A 20,655-nucleotide genomic window follows, 5' to 3' on the forward strand; every position below is an offset into this window, starting at 1 on the left:
CTTCGCCTTTCAGAGATCGTTATGACTGCCATCGCCCATCGCGCCGCCCTGCTCCACAGCCTCGCCGACCCGGCCGAGGTGGGTCTGGACGCCTCCTACGAATACCACGCCGACGGCCTGCTGCTGGTCGCGGACGGCCGCATCCAGGCCATGGGTCCGGCCGCCGAGCTGCTGCCCACCCTGCCCACCGGAACCCCGGTGATCGAGCACCCCCATGCGCTGATCACCCCCGGCTTCATCGACACCCACATCCACTATCCGCAGACCGGCATGATCGCCAGCTACGCCGAACAGCTGCTGGACTGGCTGGACACCTACACCTTTCCCACCGAGGGCGCCTTCGCCGATCCGGCCAAGGCCGCCGAGGTGGCTGAGGTCTTCGTCGGCGAACTGCTGCGCAACGGCACCACCACCGCCCTGGTGTTCGGCAGCGTCCATCCGCAGTCGGTGGATGCCTTCTTCCAGGTCGCCGAACGCCTCGACCTGCGCATGATCGCCGGCAAGGTGCTGATGGACCGCAACGCCCCGGACTATCTGCAGGACACCGCCGAGTCCGCCTACACCGACAGCAAGGCGCTGATCCAGCGCTGGCACGGCAAGGGCCGGTTGCACTATGCGGTCACCCCGCGCTTCGCGCCGACCAGCACGCCGGAACAACTGGCAGCCGCCGGTCGCCTGCTGGCCGAGCACTCGGACGTCTACCTGCACACCCACCTCTCCGAGAACCTCAAGGAGATCGACTGGGTCAAGGCGCTATTCCCGGAGCGGAGCAACTACCTGGACGTCTACGATCACTTCCAGCTGCTCGGTCCGCGCTCGGTGTTCGCCCACGGCATCCACCTCTGCGACGCCGAATGCCAGCGCCTGCACGACACCGGCTCGGCGGTGGCCCACTGCCCCACCTCCAACCTCTTCCTGGGCAGCGGGTTGTTCGATCTCGAGCGGATGGAAGCCTTCAAGGTCAATGTCGGTCTCGGCACCGACGTCGGCGCCGGCACCAGCTTCTCGCTGCTGCAGACCCTCGGCGAGGCCTACAAGGTGCAACAGTTGCGCGGTCATCGCCTGCATCCCTTCAAGTCGCTGTACCTGGCCACCCTTGGCGGCGCCCGCGCCCTGCGCCTGGACGATCGCATCGGCAGCCTGGCTCCTGGCCACGACGCCGACTTCGTGGTGCTCGATCTCAAGGCCACCCCGCTGCTCGACTACCGCCTGCAACAGTCCAGGAGCCTGGAGGAAACCCTGTTCGTCCTCACCACGCTGGGCGACGACCGCGTGGTGCGTGAGACCCATGCCGCAGGTCGCAGGGTACACAGCCGCGACGCCTGACACCGTAGCGTGGAAAACCGCGCAGCGTTTTCCGCTGGCAGGCTCGTGGCGAAGGTGGATAAGGCTGCGCCGTTATCCACCCTACTTGCCCATTCCCGGCGCTGTTCCAGGACCAAGGGCGAAGCCAGCGGACCCCAAGCGACCGCGCCCGATCGAGCCTTAATCCGGTAGCCTGGAAAACCGCGCAGCGTTTTCCACGGGTGGGCCAAGGGCGGCGCCAGGAGGCCCAGGTCTGTTGGGCTTCGCCGAAGGAGCCGCCTCAACCCAATCTACCCATCAACGTAGGTTGGTTTGCGCGTAGCGAAGCCCGACAAAGGCACTGCCCCCTAATCCGAAGCCCACAAAAAACCGCCCCGAGGGGCGGTTTTCAGTTTCAGCCTGAGCCGACTCAGCTGGTGCGATAGCGCTCCAGCCAGTGGGCGTAGGGCGCCGGCAGTACCCAGGACGGCTTGTCGACGCCCAGGGCCTTGGCCGCATAGTAAGGCCAGTGCGGATCGGCCAGGTGGGCACGCCCCACCATCACCAGATCCAGCTGCTCGTCGGCCACCACCTGGTTGGCGAGGGCCGGGGTGTCGATGTTCCAGGCCGAGGCCACCTTGAGGCCGGTCGCCTTGCGCACCTGCTCGGTGATGGGCGCCAGCAGGCCCGAGCCCCAGGGGATGTTGGCGGTCGGGGTGGAGAAGCCGATGCTGACGCTCAGCAGGTCCAGGCCTTCGCGCTTGAAGCCCTGGGCCAGCTCGATGGATTCGGCCAGGGTCTCTTCATCGCGACCATCGTATTCGATAACGCCAAAACGCGCGGTCAGCGGCAGGTGCTCCGGCCAGACCTTGCGCACCTCGGCCAGGGTTTCCAGCAGGAAGCGGCTGCGGCCGGCGAGATCGCCACCGTACTGATCGTCGCGCTGGTTGGAATGCACCGAGAAGAAGCTCTGAGCCAGATAGCCGTGGGCGAAGTGCAGTTCCAGCCACTCGAAGCCAGCTTCATAGGCCCGCTTGGCGGCATCAACGAAGTCCTGACGGACGCGGGCGATGTCGTCCAGAGTCATGGCCTTGGGAACCTTGGGCAGGTTGGCGCCAAAAGCCACGGCGGACGGGGCGATGGTGTCCCAGCCGCGGGCGTCGTCGGCGGCGATATGGTCGTCACCTTCCCAGGGTCGGTTGGCGCTGGCCTTGCGACCGGCGTGGGCGATCTGGATACCCGGCACCGAACCGGCGGCCTTGATCGCCTTGACCACCGGCACGAAGGCCTGGGCATGGGCGTCCGACCAGATGCCGGCGCAACCGGGAGTGATGCGGCCTTCCGGCGAGACCGCCGTGGCCTCGACGACGACCAACCCCGCACCGCCACGAGCCAGGCCGGCATAGTGGACCTGGTGCCAGTCGTTGATGACGCCGTCGACGGCGCTGTACTGGCACATGGGCGGGATGGCGATGCGGTTGCGCAGCGTCACGTCCTTGAGGGTGAAGGGTTGGAACAATGCGGACATCTGAGCGGTCTCCAATGAGGTGGATGCTGTTTCGTTATTTCGATATTAATCGAACATAACATAATCGCCAACCCCCGGTGTATGATTGGCCCATGCGCCCTTTCAAACATCCCAGTCCCGACGAATTTTCCCTTGAGCGTCTGTTCCACGCGCTCAGCGATCCCGTGCGCCTGGATATCGTCCGCTACCTGGCGCGGGTCGCCGAGGCCACCTGTGGCGAACTCGACGGCGGCCGTCCCAAGTCCAGCATGTCGCACCATTTCCGTGTCCTGCGCGACGCCGGCCTGGTGCACACCCGCAACGCCGGTACCACGCACATGAACCAGTTGCGGCGCGAAGACCTGGATCAGCGCTTTCCCGGGCTGATGGCAGCCATCCTGGCGCAGTCTTCCGATCCCGTCGCCAAACCGGACTAATCTGCCCGCCGGGGATGGCAGCGGGCGCGGGCCGAAATCACCCTCTCCTACCCGAGCTCCGTGCTGGTCGTCGGCTGCCGCTTCGGCTGGTCCGGGCGCCGGGAACTCCCGGCGATCTTTTTCGCTCTTCCCGGTATGAAGGTTGCAGCAGGCACGGGCAGCACAGACGCTGGGCGCTGCCGGGAGGTGGAGGATGGGCAAGCACTGGGGATTGGCGACCGCATTGGCGGGTGTCGCCGCGCTACTCGCCCTCGTACCCAGTCCCGAGCCCATTGCCGAGGCGCGGGGTATCCAGAGAGTCATCGCCTTTGGTGACAGCCTCATGGATTGCGGCACCTTCGGCCACATCTATGCGACCAACCCCGGTCGTACCTACCCCCAGGAAATCGCCGACGCCTATGGCATCGAGCTGGGTCCTAATCGCCAGGTGGAAGGCTATGGCCACGAGGGGCCGAGCGATCCCGACGGTCTCTGCTACGCCGAGGGCGGCGCCGTGACCGGCAGCTTCACCGAGCCGGGCTTCGACCACAACGAAGCGCCGCTGGCCTTTTCCCAGCAGATCCGCAACTTCGAGATGCAGCATGGCCGCTTCCGTCAGCAGGACCTGGTGCTGGTGCAGATCGGTGGCAATGACATCATCGGCCCCTTCTACGACAAGAAGCTCAAGGCCGCGTTGATGGCCGATGCCCCGCTACCCCCGGAGGTCCGCGAACAGGTCGAGGCGCGGATCCGGCATACGGCCCTGAACGAGGTCAAGCTACTGCGCTATCTGCTGAGCCTGGGTGCCCAGCGGCTGGTGGTGCTCAACAACACCGACTACGGCAAGGCGCCCTATCTCGAGCCCTGGACCGAGCAGGTGGCGCAGCGCAACCATGACCTGGTCAAGCTCTACAACGATACCCTGCAGGCCAACCTGCCGGCCGGAGACCGCCTGCTGCTGGTGGATGCCTACCGGGTGATGGAAGAGGTCTTCGCCCACTACGGCAACTATGGCTTCAGCCATGCCGAAGGAGATGCCTGCCTGCCCGGTCGCGAATTCTGCGATCCGGACAGCTACGTCGAACCGGGCGCCGACCAGGCCTATATCTTCGGTGCCCGGGGTCATTTCGCCAGCCGTACCCACAGCATGCTGGCCCAGGTGGTGCTGGAACGCATCGCCCAGACCTGGCCCGGCAGCGCCGTGCCGGATCGCCCACTGCTCGCGACCGCGCGACTGAACACCGAACCGAACTTCCACTAGCTCCGCGGGACCTGCGCCCTACCCTGGTGCCGGGCCGGGCGGAAGCGCACCGGCGCGGAGCAGCTGCCGCTAGCTGCCACGGTAGGTCGAGTAGCTGTAAGGGGAGACCAGCAGCGGCACATGGTAGTGCGCGCCCTCGTCGGCGAGACCGAAGCGCAGGACCACGGTATCGAGAAAGGCCGGCTCATCCAGCGCCACCTGGCGGCGCCGGTAGTAGGCGCCCACCTCGAACTCCAGTTCATAGACCCCCGCCGTGAAGGCGTCGCCCTGCAACAACGGCGTATCGCTGCGGCCATCGGCATTGGTCCGCCCTTCACCCAGGGCCTGCCGTGCAGCCCCCTCCAGACGGTACAGGCGAAAGACGATATCCGCGCCCGGACAGCCACCAGCGGTGTCCAGCACATGGGTCGTCAGGTAACCGCCAGGGGAAGAAACGGACATGGGAAAGCTCCTGCAAGGGGATGAGCCAGCCTAGCAGTTTTTCAGCCAGCGATTGTATACAGCCTGGTCAGTGGCTCTATTGGCGCCCCGGAAGCGCTCCAGCCTGCCGGAAGTCTTCAGACCGGTCAGACCAGTTAGGCAGGATTCTTGCTGGGACTCGGCAAAGGTCTCCAAACATTGTATACAAAACATCTCGACTGCCAGGATGCCCCTTCCATGACCTATCCCCGCGATCTCATCGGCTATGGCGCCCAGCCGCCCCACCCCCGCTGGCCGGGCGACGCCCGCATCGCCCTGTCCTTCGTGCTCAACTACGAAGAGGGTGGCGAGCGCAACATCCTCCACGGCGACAAGGAGTCAGAGGCCTTTCTTTCCGAGATGGTCGCCGCCCAGCCGTTGCCGGGCGTACGCAACATGTCCATGGAATCGCTCTACGAATACGGCAGTCGTGCCGGCGTCTGGCGCATCCTGGACCTGTTCGCCAAGCACCAGGTGCCCCTGACCGTCTTTGCCGTGGCCATGGCGGCCGAACGTCATCCCGAGGTCATCCGCGCCATGGTCCAGGCCGGCCACGAGATCTGCAGCCACGGCTATCGCTGGATCGACTACCAGTACATGGACGAAGCCGAGGAACGCGCCCATCTGCAGCGTGCCATCGAGATCCTCACCGAGTTGACCGGCGAGCGGCCGCTGGGCTGGTACACCGGCCGGACCGGCCCCAACACCCGGCGCCTGGTGATGGAGGAAGGCGGCTTCCTCTACGACAGCGACACCTACGACGACGACCTGCCCTACTGGGAACCCGACACCCCCACCGGCAAGCCGCACCTGGTGATCCCCTACACCCTGGACACCAACGACATGAGATTCACCCAGGTCCAGGGCTTCCACACCGCCGAGCAATTCTTCCAGTACCTCAAGGACGCCTTCGACACCCTCTACGCGGAAGGCGCCACCGCGCCCAAGATGCTTTCCATCGGTCTGCATTGCCGCCTGATCGGCCGCCCCGGTCGCCTGGTGGGGCTCAAGCGTTTCCTCGAATACGCCCAGAGCCATGAGCGCGTCTGGTTCGCCCGCCGGGTGGACATCGCCCGTCACTGGCACAGGGAGCATCCGCCGGCATGACTGCCTTCCAGACCATCACCCCAAGCCAGCTGGAGCGCGCCGCCTTCGTCGCGGCCTTTGGCGGCATCTACGAGCATTCCGCCTGGGTCGCCGAGCGCGCCTTCGACCAGGGCCAGCCGCTGCCGGATAGCGTCGAGGCCCTGCACCAGCGCCTCGCCACCCAGGTCGCCCGGGCCAGCCAGGCCGAACAGCTGGCGCTGATCCAGGCGCATCCGGATCTCGCCGGCCGCGCCGCCCTGGCCGGCGAGCTGACCGCCGCCAGCAGTGGCGAACAGGCGGGTGCCGGTCTCGATCAGTGCACCCCGGACGAACTCGAACGCTTCACCCGCCACAATGAGGCCTACCGCGCCAAATTCGGCTTCCCCTTCATCATGGCGGTGAAGGGCAGCAACCGGCATCTGATCCTGGCTGCTTTCGAAGAGCGCCTGCCCAACAGCCCGGAGCAGGAATTCCAGCGCGCCCTGGCCGAGATCGACCGCATCGCCCTCTTCCGCCTGCAGACCCTCTGACCCTTCCCCGACAAGAGCAACCCATGAAACGCACCTACGCCGCGCCCTTCGAGAAATACCTCAATCTTGCCGACGCCCGCCTCGGCACCCGCGTCATCAGCGTCACCGACGACTGGTTCGCCGCCGCCGATCGTATGCTCCAGCCCCACGAGCCGGAGTGGAAGGAAGGCATCTACGACGACAACGGCAAATGGATGGACGGCTGGGAGTCGCGGCGCAAGAGATTCGAAGGCTACGACCATGCGGTGATCCGCCTGGGCGTACCCGGCTCGATCAAGGGCGTCGACATCGACACCCGCTGGTTCACCGGCAACTACCCGCCCTCCGCCTCCCTGGAAGCCTGCTTCTGCGCCGAGGGCGACCCGGCCGACGATGCCGCCTGGACCGAGGTGCTGCCGGCCATCGAGATGCAGGGCAATAGCCACCACTACCATGCCATCGCCGATGACCGCCCCTGGACCCACCTGCGGCTGAACATCTATCCCGACGGCGGTGTGGCCCGCCTGCGGGTCTATGGCATTCCCCATCGCGACTGGTCGGCCCAGGCCGAGGACGAGGTGCTGGATCTGGCCGCCGCCCTCAATGGCGGTCGCGCCCTGGCCTGCAACGACGAGCACTACGGTCGCATGAGCAACATCCTCAATCCGGGTCGTGCCGCCAGCATGGCCGACGGCTGGGAAACCGCGCGCCGCCGCACCCCCGGCAACGACTGGGTGATCATCGCCCTGGGCCACGCCGGCATCGTCGAGGAAATCCTGGTGGACACCCTGCACTTCAAGGGCAACTACCCGGACAGCTGCCAGATTCAGGGCGCCTATGTGCGCGGCGGTACCGATGGCCAGATCGAGACCCAGAGTCTCTTCTGGAAGGAGCTGCTGCCGCCGCAAAAGCTGCAGATGCACCAGGAGCACAGCTTCCGCGAGCAGGTGCGCGACCTCGGCCCCATCACCCACGTGCGCCTGAACATCTTCCCGGACGGCGGCGTCAGCCGGCTGCGACTGTTCGGCAAGGTGGCGCGGGGCCAGGCATGAGTCGGCCACTGCGTATCGAGCCGCTGACCGCCGAGGGCTTCGCGCCCTTCGGCGAGGTCATCGAGACAGCGGACCGGGACTGGTATCCCATCAACAACGGTTCGACCCAGAGATACCACGCCCTGGCGCGGGTCGAGACGGGGCCGGCGGACGGCGCGGCGATCATCAGCATCTTTCGCGCCCGGCGGCTGGACTATCCGCTGACCATCGCCATGCTCGAACGCCATCCCCACGGCAGCCAGGCCTTCGTGCCGCTGCGCGGCGAACCTTTCCTGGTAGTGGTGGCGCCGCCGGCGGCGGTCCCGGATGCCGGCGCCATCCGCGTCTTCCGCACCGATGGCCGCCAGGGCATCAACTACCATGCCGGCGTTTGGCACCACCCGGTGCTGGCCCTGCGCGACGAGGACGAATTCCTCATCGTCGATCGTGCCGGCAGCCTGCCCAACTGCGACGAGTTCTTTTTCTCTGCCGCAGAGTGCCCGACCCTGGCCCTCTAGGGCGCCACCGGCGCGCGCCTGAGCTGCTTGCGCAGCAGGCGCGCACTGTCCAGGCAAACCCAGGCCACCGCCAGCCAGATGGGGCCATAGGTCCAGATCGCGCCCTCCGGCAGCTGCTCACCGAGCACATAGAGGGCGACGAACACCAGCAACGCCGGCTCCACATAGCTGAGGATGCCGAACAGACTCAGCGGCAGCATGCGACTGGACGCCAGCATGGCGGCGAAGGCGATGGCGCTGAGCAGGCCCAGGCCGGGCAGCAGCGCCCAGAGCCAGGGCGACTGCTGCAGGGTGACGCCGGGCGAGGCCCAGTGCAGCGCCAGCAGCGCGAAGGGCAGCAGGCAGACCATCTCCAGGACGAACCCGGACAGGGCGTCGACCGCCATCCAGCGGCGCAGGACGAAATACGGTGGATAGCCCACCACCGGCAGCAGGCTGACCCAGGACAGCGCACCGGTCACCCAGACCTCGTTGACCACCCCCAGCAGCGCGCAGCCGACCGCCAGCCGCTGCAGCGGCCGCAGGCGCTCGCCATAGACCAGCCGGCCGGTCAGCACGATGGCCAGGGGCAGCAGGAAGTAGCCCAGCGACATGGCCATGGCCTCGCCATTCATGGTCGCCCAGACGAACACCCACCACTGGATGCCCATCAGCAGCGCCGCCGCCGGGATCGCCAGGCACAGCCGGGGCTCGCGCACCAGTCGCTTGAGCGTGGCCCACAGCGCCCTGCCCTCCCGCAGGACCACCACCAGCAGGAGCACCATGGGCAGCGACCAGACCACCCGCAGGGCCACCACCTGCAGGCCGTCCAGCGGCGCCAGCCAGGCGAAGTACACCGGCATCAGCGCGAACAGCACCGACGACAGCACCGACAGACCCAGGCCCTTGCCGGACAGCACGTTCATGACTGACGCCCCAGACGATTGATGAATAGCGACAGCAGGATGATCCCACCGCCCAGCAACAGCCTAGGCAGATCGGCCGGGTGCTGCCAGATCAGCAGGCTGACCAGCAGGCCCGCCGGCACATGGGCTTCGTTCATGATCGCCAGGGTGCCGCCGTTGACCCGTAGCGAGCCCAGGGTCCACCAGTAGAGGCCGAGCGCCGTGGCGAAGACGCCCATCCACACCAGCACGCCCCACTGCAACAGGGTGCCGGGCAGCCGCGCCGGATTACCGAACAGCAGAAAGGATAGCGCGGCCACCAGCAGGGCCCCGAGAAAGAACAGCCCGAAATAGCGATGCAGGGCGCCCTGCCCGGCATAGGCATGCCCCAGGTGCTTGCACAGCACCTGGCCGGCGGCGAAGGTCAGGTTGGCCACCTGCAGCAGGAGAAAACCCAGCAGATAGTCGCCGGTCAGCGGCTGGAAGCGGATCAGTGCCGCGCCGCCCACCGCCACCACGGCGGCCAGCAGTGACCAGAGGCGAAAGCGCCGCTGCCAGGCGTCGTCCAGCAGGGTCACGTAGATGGGCGTGAGCACGGTGAACAGCAGCACCTCGGGCACCGTCAGCACCGCGAAGCTGCGATACAGGCACAGATAGGTGATGCCGAATTGCAGGGCGCCCGCCGCCATCAGCCCCAGGGCGAAGCGGCCCGGCACCCTGCGCCAGCGGGTGAAGGGCAGGAACAGCACGAAGGCGATGGCCACGCGGACCAGCACGGCGAAGTCGCTGTCGACCCGACCGGCGAGGTATTCGCCGATCAGGCTGAAGGAAAACGCCCAGATGAGGGTGACGAGCAGGAGATAAGGCATGACGGCGACGCACGAAAAAGGTGCGCGACCTTAACGTGCCCGCCGTCAGAGGGAAACCCCCGACCTGTCGCTGTCTAGCGGGTGGCGCTCAGGCTCGAGGGCTCGCCGCCGGTGAGTCCCGCCACCGACTGATTGGCCTGCAGCACGTTGTCGGCGCCAGAGACCAGGGTCTTGGGCTCGGCGACCCCGGCGGCGCGCGACCAGTAGACCTGCTGACTGGAACCGCCCACCGCGATGTCGGCCTGGCTGAGCAGAGTCAGCCGTGCCTTGGCGCCGTAGCCGTAGGCATCGACCTTGGCCAGCCCGTCGCTGCTACGCACATTGGCCTGTACCTGCTGGTAGCCGCCGCCGATGCTCAGGCTGGCCACCGCGCCCTTGACCGTGGTCACGCTGCCCAGGCCATGGATGGTCAGCGCCCGGGCGCTGTCGAGGACCAGTCGATGATGGCTGCCATAGACCGCCACCTCGCCGCACTGGCCCTTCAAGGTCAGGGTATTGCCCTCGCCGGACAGGGACACGTCCCGCCCCTCGCAGTCGAGGGTCCGACTGATGTTCATGCCTTCGATATCGATCGGCTCGGCGGCCGCCGCGCGGAATTCCTCGGCCTGGACCAGCAGCGGCGCGATGACCAGACAGCAACCCAACAACGCCTTGAATGACGACATGGAGACTCCTTGTCTTGCCTAGAGTGGGAAACTCATCGGCAGGCTTGGAGGCCGGCGCCAGCGCGACATTTGACCCGCCAGCCGACATTTTTTCATGCCGTGATGGACGCCGCGTTTTGCCATTGCCACCCTAGGCACTAACATGCGCCCTTTCGTGAGCCCAGAGCGCTTGATGAAGACTCCTCGCGTTTCCCTCGATCAGTGGCGGACCCTGCAGGCGGTGGTGGATCACGGCGGCTACGCCCAGGCCGCCGAGGTGCTGCATCGCTCCCAGTCGTCGGTCAGCTATACCGTCGCACGCATGCAGGAGCAGCTCGGCGTGCCATTGTTGCGCCTGGAGGGGCGCCGGGCCGTGCTGACCGACGCCGGCGCCGTGCTCCTGCGCCGCTCGCGCCGCCTGGTGCAGCAGGCCAGCCAGCTGGAGGAACTGGCCTACCACATGGAACAGGGCTGGGAGTCCGAGGTGCGGCTGGTGGTGGACGCCGCCTACCCCACTCGTCCCCTGCTCCTGTGCCTGCGCGAATTCATGCCGCAGAGCCGTGGTTGCCGGGTGCGGCTGCGCGAAGAGGTGCTGTCCGGCGTGGAAGAGGCCCTGCTCGACGGCTCGGCGGACCTGGCGATCACCGGCCTGGTGATCGCCGCTCATCTGGGCGCTTCCCTGGGCAACGTGGAATTCGTCGCCGTCGCCCATCCCGAGCATCCGCTGCATCAATTGCAGCGCACCCTGGTGACCGCCGATCTGGAAGAACAGCTGCAGATCGTGATCCGCGACAGCGGTCGCGCCCAGCCGCGGGATGCCGGCTGGCTGGCCGCCGAGCAGCGCTGGACGGTAGGCAGCATCAGCACCGCGGCGACCTTCCTGCGTGACGGCCTGGGCTTCGCCTGGCTGCCGCGGGACGCCATCCGGACCGATCTCGATGCCGGCCTGCTCAAGCCGCTGCCACTGGAACAGGGGGCCCAGCGCTTCCACCCCTTCCAGCTCTACAAGACCCGCCAGCACGAGTTGGGCCCGGCCTCGCAGATCCTCATGAACCTGCTGCGCAAGCATGCCCTGCCACGCTGACCGTGGCGGGGTGCCAGCCGGGTTGCTATCGTTCGCCAGTCGTCTCTGCCACTCAAGGATCCATCATGTTCAAAGCCCTGCTTGCCGCCTGCGCCCTGTTCGTCGCCTCTTCCACCTGGGCTGCGGACAATCCGCACGTGCTCATCAGCACCAACAAGGGTGACATCGAGGTCGAGCTGGACGCGGCCAAGGCACCGGTCAGCACCGAGAACTTCCTCGGCTACGTCGACAGCGGCTTCTACAAGGGCACCCTGTTCCACCGCGTCATCCCCGGCTTCATGATCCAGGGCGGCGGCTACACTCGCGACATGCAGGAGAAGCGCACCAAGGCGCCGATCAAGAACGAAGCCGACAACGGCCTGAAGAATCTGCGTGGCACCCTGGCCATGGCGCGGACCTCGGACGTCAACTCCGCTACCAGTCAGTTCTTCATCAATGTCGAGAACAATGCCTTCCTCGACCACGGCTCGCGCGACTTCGGCTATGCCGTGTTCGGCAAGGTCGTGCGCGGCATGGAAGTCGTCGACCAGATCGCCGGGGTGCAGACCACCCGCCAGGGCATGCTGCGCGACATTCCCCGTGAACCGGTGATGATTCTCGCTGCCAAACGGCTGTAAGCCGACCCGTGTCCTGCCGGACGATCCGCTGGCGGTCGTCCGGTAAACCAGGCGAGGCCCCAGTGCGAGACGCCGTCTCCCCCTCACAAGGACCCCGCATGATCTTTCGCCGCTTCGAACGCCTCATCGATGCGTTTCGGGAAGCCCCCGATGAAATGCCGCCCACTGGCGTCGGCGCCTTCTATCTCCACTTCCTCAAGCAAGCCTGGCCCGCCTTCGCCCTGCTGTTGGCGGTCGGCCTGATCGGCGCCCTGATCGAGGTCGCCTTGTTCAACTTCATCGGCCAGATCGTCGACCTGGCCGGCAGCGCACCCAACAGCACGGTGTTCTTCCAGGAACATGGCGGCACCCTGATCTGGATGGCGGTGGTCACCCTGGTCATCCGGCCGCTGTTCATCAGCCTGCACGACCTGCTGGTGCACCAGACCATCACCCCAAGCCTCACCACCCTGATCCGCTGGCAGAACCATCGCTACGTGCTCAAGCAGAGCCTGGGCTTCTTCCACAGCGACTTCGCCGGGCGCATCTCCAACCGCATCATGCAGACCGGTGTCTCCCTGCGCGATTCGGCGGTGCAGGCGGTGGACGCCATCTGGCACGTGCTGATCTTTGCCGTCACCTCGCTGATCCTGTTCGCCCAGGCAGACGTCTGGCTGATGGTGCCCCTGGTCCTCTGGATCATCGGCTACGTCATCGCCCTCTGGTATTTCGTGCCCCAGACCAAGGAGCGCTCGGCCATCGCCTCCGAAGCCCGCTCGCAGCTCTCCGGGCGCATCGTCGACGGCTACACCAACATCTCCACCCTCAAGCTGTTCTCCCACTCGGCCCAGGAGGAGCAATACGCTCGCCAGGCCATGGAAGAGCAGACCGAAAAGGCCGAGAGCGCCGCGCGCCTGATCACCGCCATGGGCGTGACCATCGCCATCCTCAGCGGCTTCCTCATCGCCGGCACCACCGGCCTCGCCCTCTGGCTCTGGCACCAGGGCGTCATCAGCGTCGGTGCCATCGCCCTGGCCACCGGCCTGGTGATCCGCATCAACAGCATGTCCGGCTGGATCATGTGGGTGGTCAACGGCATCTTCGAGAACATCGGCATGGTGCAGGACGGCATGAGCACCATCGCCAGGCCGCGCCAGGTCGGCGACGCCCCGGATGCCAAGCCGTTGCAGGTGAGCCGTGGCGCCGTGCTGTTCGAGGACATCCATTTCCACTACGGCAAGGGCGCCGGCATCATCGAAGGCCTGACCCTCGACGTGGCACCGGGCGAGAAGATCGGCCTGGTCGGCCCGTCGGGCGCCGGCAAGTCCACCCTGATCAACGTGCTCCTGCGCCTTTACGACCTGGAAGGCGGTCGCATCCTGGTCGATGGCCAGGACATCGCCCATGTCACCCAGGAAAGCCTGAGATGCCAGATCGGCGTGGTCACCCAGGACACCTCGCTGCTGCACCGCTCGATCCGCGAGAACCTGCTCTACGGCCGCCCCGAGGCGACCGACGAGGAGCTGCACGCGGCTCTGCGCAAGGCCAAGGCCGACGACTTCATCGCCCGCATCACCGACGCCCACGGCCGCACCGGCCTGGACGCCCAGGTGGGTGAGCGCGGCGTCAAGCTCTCCGGCGGCCAGCGCCAGCGCATCGCCATCGCCCGCACCCTGCTCAAGGATGCCCCCATCCTGCTGCTGGACGAAGCCACCTCCGCCCTCGACTCCGAGGTGGAAGCGGCCATTCAGGAGAGCCTGGAAACCCTCATGGAAGGCAAGACGGTGATCGCCATCGCCCACCGGCTGTCGACCATCTCGCGCATGGATCGCCTGGTGGTCATGGAACGCGGCCAGATCGTCGAGATGGGCTCCCACGACGAGCTGATCGCCTACAACGGCCTCTATGCCCGCCTATGGCGCCACCAGACCGGCGGCTTCGTCGGTCACGGCGTGCCGGGCAGGCAGCGGGTGCGCAGCAGCTCCAACTGACGCTCCTGATCCAGCCCCGGGTAGAAGCCTTCGATCTTCTGCAGGCCGCCCAGCCAGCTGCGTCTTTCCACCACGCACTCGAACACCGGGCAGGCCGCCTGCCCGGTGGCGCCGCAGTCGCGGTAGTAGGTCAGGCGCTGACTTTTCTGCGCGGTACCCTGGAACGGGCCCTGGCGCTCCTGCAGCACATAGAAGTCGATGTCCGCCGCGCTGCGATGATTCTCCCACTGGAACGCCAGGGTGCTGGGATAGAAGAGCACCAGCAGGCCCGCCAGTAGCACCCAGAGAATGCCCGCCGTCACCGGCAGGGGCAGCCGCGAACGAAAGCGGCGGCCACCGCGGATGATCAGCGCCGTCACTATCGTGACCAGCGCCAGGGCTATGCACAGCGACGGCAGACCGGTGATGACCTGCCCCGCCACGCCGATGTCCAGGCCACTGGGCGACGGCACCGTCCGATAGCCGATCTCCAGCCGCTCCCAGCCCACCCGATTGCCGATCAGCCCGGCGAGACCGAAGACCGCGGCCAGGCCGACCAGAGCCCAGAAGGTACGAGGATTGTTGCTGCGCATGGGGAAACGTCCAGACAAAGACCGGGAGACTGCCTAAGCCCGCTGGCGTTGGCAAATCAGAATTTCTCCGGCACCCCGCTCTCTATAGAAGGCGATCTATAGAGGAGTCCGCCCATGTCCATCGATCTCGCCCGCGCCGTCCACATCGTCGAAAAAGCCTTTCTGCCGCTGCGCGGCGAAGTCCGTGAAGATCCCAGCGACGCCAGCTTTTCCCTTGAGGTGACGGATGGCAGCCAGGTCCTGGCCTCGGTCGCCCATGTCGCCCGCAGTCAGTACAGCCACGCCGGCCACCTCGCCGCGCTGATCGAACGGACCCGCCTGGAACTGGCGCACGATGGCCATCTGCTGGAACCCTGGTCGATGCCGGGCTAGCCGCTGGCAGCTGCCGGGCAGCGGGAGGTTCGGCAAGGCGCTGTCGAGCTGATAGACTGCCGCCCCGCAGCCGCCACACCCCGTGGCCCAACGCGAGTGGTTATCGTGGAAATTTTCAAAGGATTGCAGGTGGTAAAGCGCCGTGACCCATCTACCTCAAGGGTTACAGCCAAATGCAATCGAGTGGACACGAGCCTACTGTTAAAGTCCTGTTAAAGACTGAGCTGGCAAAGCCATGGCACTACCGGCGCGAAGGGGTCTATTACCTCCGGGTCCGACCAGTGGGCCTCACGGCTACCATGACCGTCTCTCTTCGATCCAGCGACCGAGCCAAAGCAATGCAAAGCAGCCAGACACTCCTGAGCACCTTGAGGACTTTTCATCTCGACAACCCAGAGGCCACCTGGGAGCAGCTCAGGGATCGACTGCGTGAGATTGCCGAAGCCACCCTTGCGACGCCCAACGAGTGGGAGCTGCTGGACACGATGGGGCTGGTCTACTCGGATATGAGCGCGGACCTCAGGGACTGGTCGCGCACAGGAGCCCTCACAGTGCCCCAGGCGAAGGCCGCCGATGGAGCCCGAGTGTTCCTTGCGGCTGCCGAAGAGCGTCTCCTGACGGGCCACAATGGGCCTCTCGTCGATCTCATAGAGAACCTCACCGATCACCCTCGGAGTGCCGCTGCGATCCCCGTAGAGGTCCTACAGCCTGCCGCTGAAGAGGATGGCGAGCCAATGACCTTCGGGAAGCTCTCGGAGATATACCTGGCGGACCAAGGGGCGAACATGAAGGAATCGACCCTCAAGAACACGACCTACCAGTGCCGGAGCCTCGCTGAGGTCTGCGCCGAGCTGGACCTGAAGACCCACACTCGGGCCGATCTGGTGGCCGTGAAGGCTCGCCTCGTGGCTACCCGCAAGGGCTCCACTGTGAACGCTCTCCTGGCCCGTCTCTCCACGGTCCTCAGCTGGGGCGTGAACAACGGCCATCTGGAGCGTGCCTTCGACAAGAAGCTGAAGCTCGCCAAAGGGGCGGACAGTTCTCGTGAAGCGCTCACTCAGGATCAGGTCCAGCGGTTGATGGACGCTGTGTCGCAGTGGCCGGAGACCAAATGGGAGCGTTGGTTCATCACCCTGGGGTGCATCACTGGGGCTCGCCTGGGCGAAATCTACTACCTCCTCAAGGAAGACGTCCGTGAGGTAGACGGTGGATGGGTAATCGACATCAACGAAGGCGAAGGGAAGAGCCTGAAGAACGAATACTCCGCTCGTCTGGTGCCTCTCGTTGATGGTGCCTACGGGTTTGACCTGAAGGCCTTTCTGGAATTTGTGGGGAACATGCCTAAAGGGGCAAGGCTCTCCAAGACGGTGTACAAACGGGTCAGCATGGATATGAACGTCGTGCTGAAGGAAATCCTGGGGGACGAGAAGGACTCGACCACCACGTTCCACTCGCTGCGTCACTCCCTGGCATCGCTGCTGAAGGCCACAGGGACTCCCCTTGAGGCCGCACAGAGCATCCTGGGACACAGCTCGAACTCGATCACCTATGACCACTACGGGTCTGGGTCGAGCCTCCAACTGGGCATCGTGAAGGACGCACTGAGGAAGGCTCTACCCATCAAGGAGGCTGAGCCTTCCTGATCCCGTATAGGGTGATTACTACTTCGATAACGTCCCTACACACAGCCACCAGCAAATAGACATACAGCAGTCTCAAGGGCCTGTGATAGCTGGTCTGATCCAGCAATACCCATAGCAGCGAGAGCCACAGCAAGAAATCGGTAGGTGACACGATGCGTAGCGACGACTTTGAAAACGCTAAAAGCCTGAGCTAAGCGCATCGTCTCTCTCCTGTGTCTGGGTATCGGTGGTTGCCCGTGCCGCTCCTTAGGTGAAGCTGGGCAGAGGGAGGAGGCTTTAAGAGTCTTAGAGTCTCCTCCCCCTTATAGTGGGGGTTTTTAAATGTGCTTGACGGCTACCCGAAAAGGTAGTTCTCACCCCACCCCGAGTCGTCCTCGAAGACAATCGTGACGTCCGATCCCAGGGCAATCCGGTGGGCATCCTCGAAGCCAGCCAGCTCCTTCTCCATGTGAACCTCAAGGAAGTCAGCCAGCATCTCCTGGGCGCCCTCCTCCGAGTTCTTCTCCATGGACTCGACGAAGAACTGCACGCCAATCGCAAGGGCATCCAGACGGTCGTCATGGGCCAGGGCACCGCGCTCCCTCGTCAGGCGAGTCAGCTGGTGGAAGCCACAGTATTGAACGTCAAAGGTGCCGTCGATGTTGGCAGCGGTCCGGTAGTCCTCCTCAATGACCGCCTCGCGGACGACCAGCTTGTGGGACCCCAGGACAGGCTCCAGAACGTCCGCTATGCGTTGTTCCTTCTGCCCCTTGGACTTCACCTCTGTGATGGTGCAACGGTGAACCTTGGTCATCACAGGGCTGAATAGCTTCAGGTACATGCCGTCACCGAAGTTGCCCTCAATGACTACCTCATTCACCTTCCACTTCTTGCCGATGTTCGCCAGGGACTGAAGGGTCTTGTCCTCGTAGCCGCCCCGGAAGCCGCCCCACTCCATCAGGTAGATGTAGCCGTTGAGCTGGTACAGGACCGCATAGCCGGTCTCATCCTTGCCTCGACCCGAGGGGTCAATCACGAGGATTTTCGACTGGTACTCGGCGAAGGACGTATTGGCTTCCTGATAGCGGTGGAAGCGGTCACCCTTGAGGCCCACGTTGGGAACCTCAGTGATCTCGTTGGCCGGGTTGGGCAGCCACTGGTAGGACAGTGGGGCTCTCTCCGGGTCCAGCGCAGCCACGATGAAATCTCGCAGCTTCAGCGGGTACTTCTGGGCGTCCGAGAGGTTCGGGTTCAGCTGGAATTGCAGCTCGAAGCCGCCCTTGCCGTAGGACAGCTCACGCTCCCTCAGGTCCGCATCGTCGAAGCGCACGGGGTCAGTTGGGACGTTCCAGCAGCCCTCAGCGTCCAGCTCGGCACGGAGCATGGGAGCCAGGCGATGGCCGTAGTTCTCCAGAGCCTTAGCGTCCACTGGGTATCGAGCAGGCCAAATGGTGGTCCGGTAGCCTCGGTTCTCCAGCTCGCGGTACAGCGTCATCTCGGTCTGGGGCGTGCCCAGGTAGATGATCGTCCCGCCCGGCTTCAGGATCGCATCGAACTCCTTCACCAGCTCGCCGAGTCGATCTCGGGCCGCCTGGGTCGCCGAGTTGTTCGGGACCTCCACGTCGTCCGCAATGAGGATGTCCGCACGGCTACCCGTCAGCTGGCCGGTGATACCTACTGACTTCACCGAGGGCGAGTGGTCAGGCGTTGCCGGCCCCACATCGAAGCTGATTGTAGAGTCCCGCTGGCCGGGCCTGGGCTTCAGGTCGTGCAAGAAGGGCAGCAGGTCGATGATCCGCTTGATGAACACGGAGTTCGCATCTGCCCGTTCCTTCGAGGCGGACACGATCATGAACTTGAGCTGAGGGTTCCTCCAGAGCATCCACACCACGAAGGCGCAGGTGATGAACGACTTCCCGATCCCTCGGAATGCCTGAAGGATGAAGCGGCGGTCGTCCCCTGCGGAGAGCTTCCGGCCCATATCGATCTGGCAGCGGGTTGGCTTAGGTAGCCCCAGGGCTCGCCACAGGACGAACAGGAAGGCCACGAAGTTTCCCTTGAGCATCTGTAGGCGCTCAGCGTCGGTCTTCGCTACGGGCTTCGGTGGGGCTTCTGGAGGGGTTACAGCGGGAGGGTCTTGCGGGGGCGTTGCGGTCTTTCTCGGGGCTCTCTTCTTGGGCGGAGCCGGCGGCCCAACAAAGTCAGGGTCTACCTTCCTCCGTGGCATATTTACCTCCTATCACAATAGCGTGCAGCTCCTCAGTGAGGGCAATGTTGTGGCCCCCGAACGTCTGTCCGGTGGGCCAGTTTTCGTTTCCTTCCAAGACCACTCCGCGCACACGACAGGAGCCTGTAGTGAAGGCAACCATGAGGACTTCCACATGACACTTCACGTACTCCCCTCGGAACGGGATCATTGCTTCGCCTTTAGGAATCATTTGGCTTCCCTTTGAAGTTCTATGATGTTGGCCTGTAGGGCTTTTATTTGCTCGTCGGCGCGCTTGGCTTGTCCGACAAGAAATTGAGAAGCTCGGTCTGATAGTTCGGCTCGGCCATTAGTGTTGGGTCCACAGTTACCCGTGACTGCACACACTTTGGCGTCGGCAAGTTCGATTGACAGCCGGACACCAGTAGCCCTAAGGCCAGCAATAGTGTCAGCAGCATTACGAGACTCGGACTTGAGGAAGGCTTGCCATTTCGTTGAGATTTCATTGAGTGTCCTTTGTGATGTCTCACGCTCCTTTTCGAGCTGAGCGTTGAGTTCGTTCTGCGCAGCTAACGCAGCGTTGCTTGCAATGAGGGCTTCCCGCTCTGCCTTGTGATCCCGAACGGAATATCCCCAACCCCAGGAGAGGCCGACGATTAGGCATAGAGCAAAAAAAGCCCCCACAACTTTCGTTATGAGGGCGTTCATTTAGTGGTATCTCTCCGCATCGGATAGGTCCGGTACTTCTTCGAGGGCAGCGGCGAGGTCACCCAGAAGGCCTTCGTCAGGCTGCAACTTCTGGATGGTGAACTTGTGTCGTTCGAGGTACTTGCCGATGGCGTTGTAGAGCTGAGGGGTGCGACGGTCGGGGTCACGCAGGTCCGCCAATAGGTTCTTCCCGGTTTCCGTGTCGATGGCCTCAAGCAGTTGCTCAAGAACCGATTGGCTCATAGTTATGCTCCTTTTGGTGTGGTCTCCTTGACTGCCTTATAGATCGCAAGGCCAGTCATTACGAGGGAATAGAGGATGGCCGAAACGTAGAACCACTCGTTCAACGTCAGGCCCCAGAAAGCACGACTTACCGCATCAGCAGCAGCCGTTCCGGCAATCGGAGTCGCTTGGATTACTCCGTTGTTGAAGTCGATAGAGATGCTCATGCGGACATCGCCTTGATCTGCAAGCGCAGAGTACGTGCGAGGCTGATCTCTTCTTCGGTGGCCAGGCCCAGAAGGATGTCCGGCATCAGCTTGTCGAGGTCCTGCTGTAGGTCCTCTACGGTCACCTCAGGGCGTTCATACGGAGCCGCACTGTCCTTAAAGTGCTCGAACAGGTCCCGCCCATGTTGCATGGTGTCCCAGGGTGCAGCTGTGAAAGGAACCTCAGTCGGGCTCTCGAAAATCACTCCCTGGAGAGTCACTGTGCAATTGATGTAGGTCTGCTCGCGGTTGCCCCATACGGGGTCCTTAGCGGCCAGTAGGGCCACGCCGGTTTCGAGATCGATAGGAAAGTCCATTAGGTCCTCCTTGGAGAGGCCCCGGAGGGCCGTTGATGTTTAGGCGTAGCGAAGCCATAGAGAGACGCCGCCGTTATTTGCCCACCCGAGACTGACCCAGGACCCGGTGCCAGCGGAGCCAGAGACACTGTTGTGTTGTAGTGGTCTACTGATTCCGGACACCCATTTAGGGCGAGAATGCTCGCCATAGAGAGGTGTCTGATGACCAAGCAACGTCGTTCCTTTACGCCC

The 20,655-nt window shown here is 64.4% G+C and carries 24 protein-coding genes; 12 read left to right on the plus strand and 12 right to left on the minus strand.

What is annotated here, in order from left to right; genetic code table 11:
• Nucleotides 1–21 precede the first annotated feature (21 nt).
• Entirely contained in the window at nt 22–1,326 is a 1,305-nt protein-coding gene (guaD, locus tag EC839_RS05525) for a guanine deaminase (protein WP_372237640.1), read from the plus strand.
• A gap of 388 nt (nt 1,327–1,714) precedes the next feature.
• On the opposite strand, the gene EC839_RS05530 is transcribed toward guaD, so the two are convergent.
• Nucleotides 1,715–2,812 (minus strand): NADH:flavin oxidoreductase/NADH oxidase, encoded by a 1,098-nt coding sequence (locus tag EC839_RS05530; RefSeq protein ID WP_132832440.1) that lies wholly within the window; start codon nt 2,810–2,812, stop codon nt 1,715–1,717.
• A 92-nt stretch (nt 2,813–2,904) separates the two neighbouring features.
• Here EC839_RS05530 and EC839_RS05535 point away from each other — a divergent pair, with 92 nt between their 5' ends.
• Nucleotides 2,905–3,228: a helix-turn-helix transcriptional regulator gene (locus EC839_RS05535; protein WP_007158858.1), complete on the plus strand. Its 324-nt coding sequence runs from the start codon at nt 2,905–2,907 to the stop codon at nt 3,226–3,228.
• 193 nt (nt 3,229–3,421) lie between these two features.
• A complete protein-coding gene (locus tag EC839_RS05540; RefSeq protein WP_132832441.1) occupies nt 3,422–4,468 on the plus strand; it encodes an SGNH/GDSL hydrolase family protein in 1,047 nt (348 codons plus the stop codon).
• A gap of 69 nt (nt 4,469–4,537) precedes the next feature.
• Here EC839_RS05540 and uraH read toward each other — a convergent pair whose 3' ends face one another.
• Complete coding sequence (gene uraH / locus EC839_RS05545; RefSeq protein WP_042133511.1) at nt 4,538–4,909, minus strand: hydroxyisourate hydrolase; 372 nt, start codon at nt 4,907–4,909, stop codon at nt 4,538–4,540.
• Between the two features lie 216 nt (nt 4,910–5,125).
• Between uraH and puuE the strand changes: the two genes are divergently transcribed.
• From puuE to EC839_RS05565, 4 genes are read left to right on the plus strand one after another with little or no spacing between them, the layout of a single operon-like run.
• A complete protein-coding gene (gene puuE / locus EC839_RS05550) occupies nt 5,126–6,034 on the plus strand; it encodes an allantoinase PuuE (protein ID WP_132832442.1) in 909 nt (302 codons plus the stop codon).
• A complete protein-coding gene (uraD, locus tag EC839_RS05555) occupies nt 6,031–6,543 on the plus strand; it encodes a 2-oxo-4-hydroxy-4-carboxy-5-ureidoimidazoline decarboxylase (protein ID WP_132832443.1) in 513 nt (170 codons plus the stop codon). The genes puuE and uraD overlap by 4 nt, the downstream gene beginning before the upstream one ends.
• 23 nt (nt 6,544–6,566) lie before the next feature.
• Complete coding sequence (gene alc / locus EC839_RS05560) at nt 6,567–7,574, plus strand: allantoicase (RefSeq protein WP_132832444.1); 1,008 nt, start codon at nt 6,567–6,569, stop codon at nt 7,572–7,574.
• A complete protein-coding gene (locus tag EC839_RS05565; protein ID WP_132832445.1) occupies nt 7,571–8,071 on the plus strand; it encodes an ureidoglycolate lyase in 501 nt (166 codons plus the stop codon). Before alc ends, EC839_RS05565 begins: the two co-directional genes overlap by 4 nt.
• Here EC839_RS05565 and rarD read toward each other — a convergent pair.
• The 3 genes from rarD to EC839_RS05580 all read right to left on the minus strand — a co-directional run bounded on the left by rarD (nt 8,068) and on the right by EC839_RS05580 (nt 10,489).
• Complete coding sequence (gene rarD, locus EC839_RS05570) at nt 8,068–8,976, minus strand: EamA family transporter RarD (RefSeq protein ID WP_132832446.1); 909 nt, start codon at nt 8,974–8,976, stop codon at nt 8,068–8,070. The two genes, EC839_RS05565 and rarD, sit on opposite strands and share 4 nt — an antisense overlap.
• Nucleotides 8,973–9,824, minus strand: a complete 852-nt coding sequence (locus tag EC839_RS05575; RefSeq protein ID WP_132832447.1) for an EamA family transporter — start codon at nt 9,822–9,824, stop codon at nt 8,973–8,975. The genes rarD and EC839_RS05575 overlap by 4 nt, the downstream gene beginning before the upstream one ends.
• 74 nt (nt 9,825–9,898) lie before the next feature.
• Nucleotides 9,899–10,489, minus strand: coding sequence for a DUF3060 domain-containing protein (locus tag EC839_RS05580; protein WP_132832448.1), 591 nt, complete (start codon nt 10,487–10,489; stop codon nt 9,899–9,901).
• 172 nt (nt 10,490–10,661) lie between these two features.
• Here EC839_RS05580 and EC839_RS05585 point away from each other — a divergent pair, with 172 nt between their 5' ends.
• The 3 genes from EC839_RS05585 (at nt 10,662) to EC839_RS05595 (ending at nt 14,139) form a co-directional block, all read left to right on the plus strand.
• Nucleotides 10,662–11,552 carry a LysR family transcriptional regulator gene (locus tag EC839_RS05585; protein ID WP_132832449.1) on the plus strand — a complete coding sequence of 297 codons (891 nt, stop codon included), beginning with the start codon at nt 10,662–10,664 and terminating at the stop codon, nt 11,550–11,552.
• Between the two features lie 62 nt (nt 11,553–11,614).
• A complete protein-coding gene (locus EC839_RS05590; protein ID WP_027599788.1) occupies nt 11,615–12,169 on the plus strand; it encodes a peptidylprolyl isomerase in 555 nt (184 codons plus the stop codon).
• 98 nt (nt 12,170–12,267) lie between these two features.
• Nucleotides 12,268–14,139: an ABC transporter ATP-binding protein gene (locus tag EC839_RS05595; RefSeq protein WP_132832450.1), complete on the plus strand. Its 1,872-nt coding sequence runs from the start codon at nt 12,268–12,270 to the stop codon at nt 14,137–14,139.
• Here the strand turns inward: EC839_RS05595 and EC839_RS05600 are convergent.
• Nucleotides 14,094–14,711 (minus strand): hypothetical protein, encoded by a 618-nt coding sequence (locus EC839_RS05600; RefSeq protein ID WP_132832451.1) that lies wholly within the window; start codon nt 14,709–14,711, stop codon nt 14,094–14,096. The two genes, EC839_RS05595 and EC839_RS05600, sit on opposite strands and share 46 nt — an antisense overlap.
• Before the next feature lie 114 nt (nt 14,712–14,825).
• Between EC839_RS05600 and EC839_RS05605 the strand changes: the two genes are divergently transcribed.
• Together EC839_RS05605 and EC839_RS05610 are read left to right on the plus strand one after the other, a co-directional pair.
• Complete coding sequence (locus tag EC839_RS05605) at nt 14,826–15,083, plus strand: DUF1652 domain-containing protein (protein ID WP_132832452.1); 258 nt, start codon at nt 14,826–14,828, stop codon at nt 15,081–15,083.
• A gap of 338 nt (nt 15,084–15,421) precedes the next feature.
• Nucleotides 15,422–16,726, plus strand: coding sequence for a tyrosine-type recombinase/integrase (locus EC839_RS05610; protein ID WP_165904652.1), 1,305 nt, complete (start codon nt 15,422–15,424; stop codon nt 16,724–16,726).
• Between the two features lie 35 nt (nt 16,727–16,761).
• Here the strand turns inward: EC839_RS05610 and EC839_RS24855 are convergent, their stop codons facing one another.
• From EC839_RS24855 to EC839_RS05635, 6 genes are all read right to left on the minus strand, one after another.
• A complete protein-coding gene (locus EC839_RS24855) occupies nt 16,762–16,926 on the minus strand; it encodes a gp19.5 family protein (protein WP_372237641.1) in 165 nt (54 codons plus the stop codon).
• Between the two features lie 134 nt (nt 16,927–17,060).
• On the minus strand, nt 17,061–18,770 hold the full coding sequence (terL, locus tag EC839_RS05615) for a phage terminase large subunit (protein ID WP_132832454.1): 1,710 nt from the start codon (nt 18,768–18,770) through the stop codon (nt 17,061–17,063).
• Nucleotides 18,771–19,186: 416 nt separating this feature from the next.
• Nucleotides 19,187–19,417, minus strand: a complete 231-nt coding sequence (locus EC839_RS24860; protein WP_372237642.1) for an Rz1-like spanin outer membrane subunit — start codon at nt 19,415–19,417, stop codon at nt 19,187–19,189.
• Nucleotides 19,418–19,619: 202 nt separating this feature from the next.
• Entirely contained in the window at nt 19,620–19,862 is a 243-nt protein-coding gene (locus EC839_RS05625; protein WP_132832456.1) for a DNA packaging protein, read from the minus strand.
• Nucleotides 19,863–19,864: 2 nt separating this feature from the next.
• Nucleotides 19,865–20,068 (minus strand): type II holin, encoded by a 204-nt coding sequence (locus tag EC839_RS05630; protein WP_132832457.1) that lies wholly within the window; start codon nt 20,066–20,068, stop codon nt 19,865–19,867.
• The gene (locus EC839_RS05635) at nt 20,065–20,424 is read right to left on the minus strand and encodes a hypothetical protein (protein WP_132832458.1); all 360 of its coding nucleotides are present in this window, start codon (nt 20,422–20,424) and stop codon (nt 20,065–20,067) included. Before EC839_RS05635 ends, EC839_RS05630 begins: the two co-directional genes overlap by 4 nt.
• Between the last annotated feature and the right edge of the window lie 231 nt (nt 20,425–20,655).

The sequence above is a fragment of the Pseudomonas sp. JUb52 genome, from assembly GCF_004341115.1.
Lineage (GTDB): Bacteria > Pseudomonadota > Gammaproteobacteria > Pseudomonadales > Pseudomonadaceae > Chryseomonas > Chryseomonas oryzihabitans.

What these genes read in the sequence shown, in the direction of transcription:
- guaD (WP_372237640.1), top strand. Translation starts at nt 22, where the DNA reads ATGACTGCCATCGCCCATCGCGCCGCCCTGCTCCACAGCCTCGCCGAC.
- EC839_RS05530 (WP_132832440.1), bottom strand. Translation starts at nt 2,812, where the DNA reads ATGTCCGCATTGTTCCAACCCTTCACCCTCAAGGACGTGACGCTGCGC.
- EC839_RS05535 (WP_007158858.1), top strand. Translation starts at nt 2,905, where the DNA reads ATGCGCCCTTTCAAACATCCCAGTCCCGACGAATTTTCCCTTGAGCGT.
- EC839_RS05540 (WP_132832441.1), top strand. Translation starts at nt 3,422, where the DNA reads ATGGGCAAGCACTGGGGATTGGCGACCGCATTGGCGGGTGTCGCCGCG.
- uraH (WP_042133511.1), bottom strand. Translation starts at nt 4,909, where the DNA reads ATGTCCGTTTCTTCCCCTGGCGGTTACCTGACGACCCATGTGCTGGAC.
- puuE (WP_132832442.1), top strand. Translation starts at nt 5,126, where the DNA reads ATGACCTATCCCCGCGATCTCATCGGCTATGGCGCCCAGCCGCCCCAC.
- uraD (WP_132832443.1), top strand. Translation starts at nt 6,031, where the DNA reads ATGACTGCCTTCCAGACCATCACCCCAAGCCAGCTGGAGCGCGCCGCC.
- alc (WP_132832444.1), top strand. Translation starts at nt 6,567, where the DNA reads ATGAAACGCACCTACGCCGCGCCCTTCGAGAAATACCTCAATCTTGCC.
- EC839_RS05565 (WP_132832445.1), top strand. Translation starts at nt 7,571, where the DNA reads ATGAGTCGGCCACTGCGTATCGAGCCGCTGACCGCCGAGGGCTTCGCG.
- rarD (WP_132832446.1), bottom strand. Translation starts at nt 8,976, where the DNA reads ATGAACGTGCTGTCCGGCAAGGGCCTGGGTCTGTCGGTGCTGTCGTCG.
- EC839_RS05575 (WP_132832447.1), bottom strand. Translation starts at nt 9,824, where the DNA reads ATGCCTTATCTCCTGCTCGTCACCCTCATCTGGGCGTTTTCCTTCAGC.
- EC839_RS05580 (WP_132832448.1), bottom strand. Translation starts at nt 10,489, where the DNA reads ATGTCGTCATTCAAGGCGTTGTTGGGTTGCTGTCTGGTCATCGCGCCG.
- EC839_RS05585 (WP_132832449.1), top strand. Translation starts at nt 10,662, where the DNA reads ATGAAGACTCCTCGCGTTTCCCTCGATCAGTGGCGGACCCTGCAGGCG.
- EC839_RS05595 (WP_132832450.1), top strand. Translation starts at nt 12,268, where the DNA reads ATGATCTTTCGCCGCTTCGAACGCCTCATCGATGCGTTTCGGGAAGCC.
- EC839_RS05600 (WP_132832451.1), bottom strand. Translation starts at nt 14,711, where the DNA reads ATGCGCAGCAACAATCCTCGTACCTTCTGGGCTCTGGTCGGCCTGGCC.
- EC839_RS05605 (WP_132832452.1), top strand. Translation starts at nt 14,826, where the DNA reads ATGTCCATCGATCTCGCCCGCGCCGTCCACATCGTCGAAAAAGCCTTT.
- EC839_RS05610 (WP_165904652.1), top strand. Translation starts at nt 15,422, where the DNA reads ATGCAAAGCAGCCAGACACTCCTGAGCACCTTGAGGACTTTTCATCTC.
- EC839_RS24855 (WP_372237641.1), bottom strand. Translation starts at nt 16,926, where the DNA reads ATGCGCTTAGCTCAGGCTTTTAGCGTTTTCAAAGTCGTCGCTACGCAT.
- terL (WP_132832454.1), bottom strand. Translation starts at nt 18,770, where the DNA reads ATGCTCAAGGGAAACTTCGTGGCCTTCCTGTTCGTCCTGTGGCGAGCC.
- EC839_RS24860 (WP_372237642.1), bottom strand. Translation starts at nt 19,417, where the DNA reads ATGAAATCTCAACGAAATGGCAAGCCTTCCTCAAGTCCGAGTCTCGTA.
- EC839_RS05625 (WP_132832456.1), bottom strand. Translation starts at nt 19,862, where the DNA reads ATGAGCCAATCGGTTCTTGAGCAACTGCTTGAGGCCATCGACACGGAA.
- EC839_RS05630 (WP_132832457.1), bottom strand. Translation starts at nt 20,068, where the DNA reads ATGAGCATCTCTATCGACTTCAACAACGGAGTAATCCAAGCGACTCCG.
- EC839_RS05635 (WP_132832458.1), bottom strand. Translation starts at nt 20,424, where the DNA reads ATGGACTTTCCTATCGATCTCGAAACCGGCGTGGCCCTACTGGCCGCT.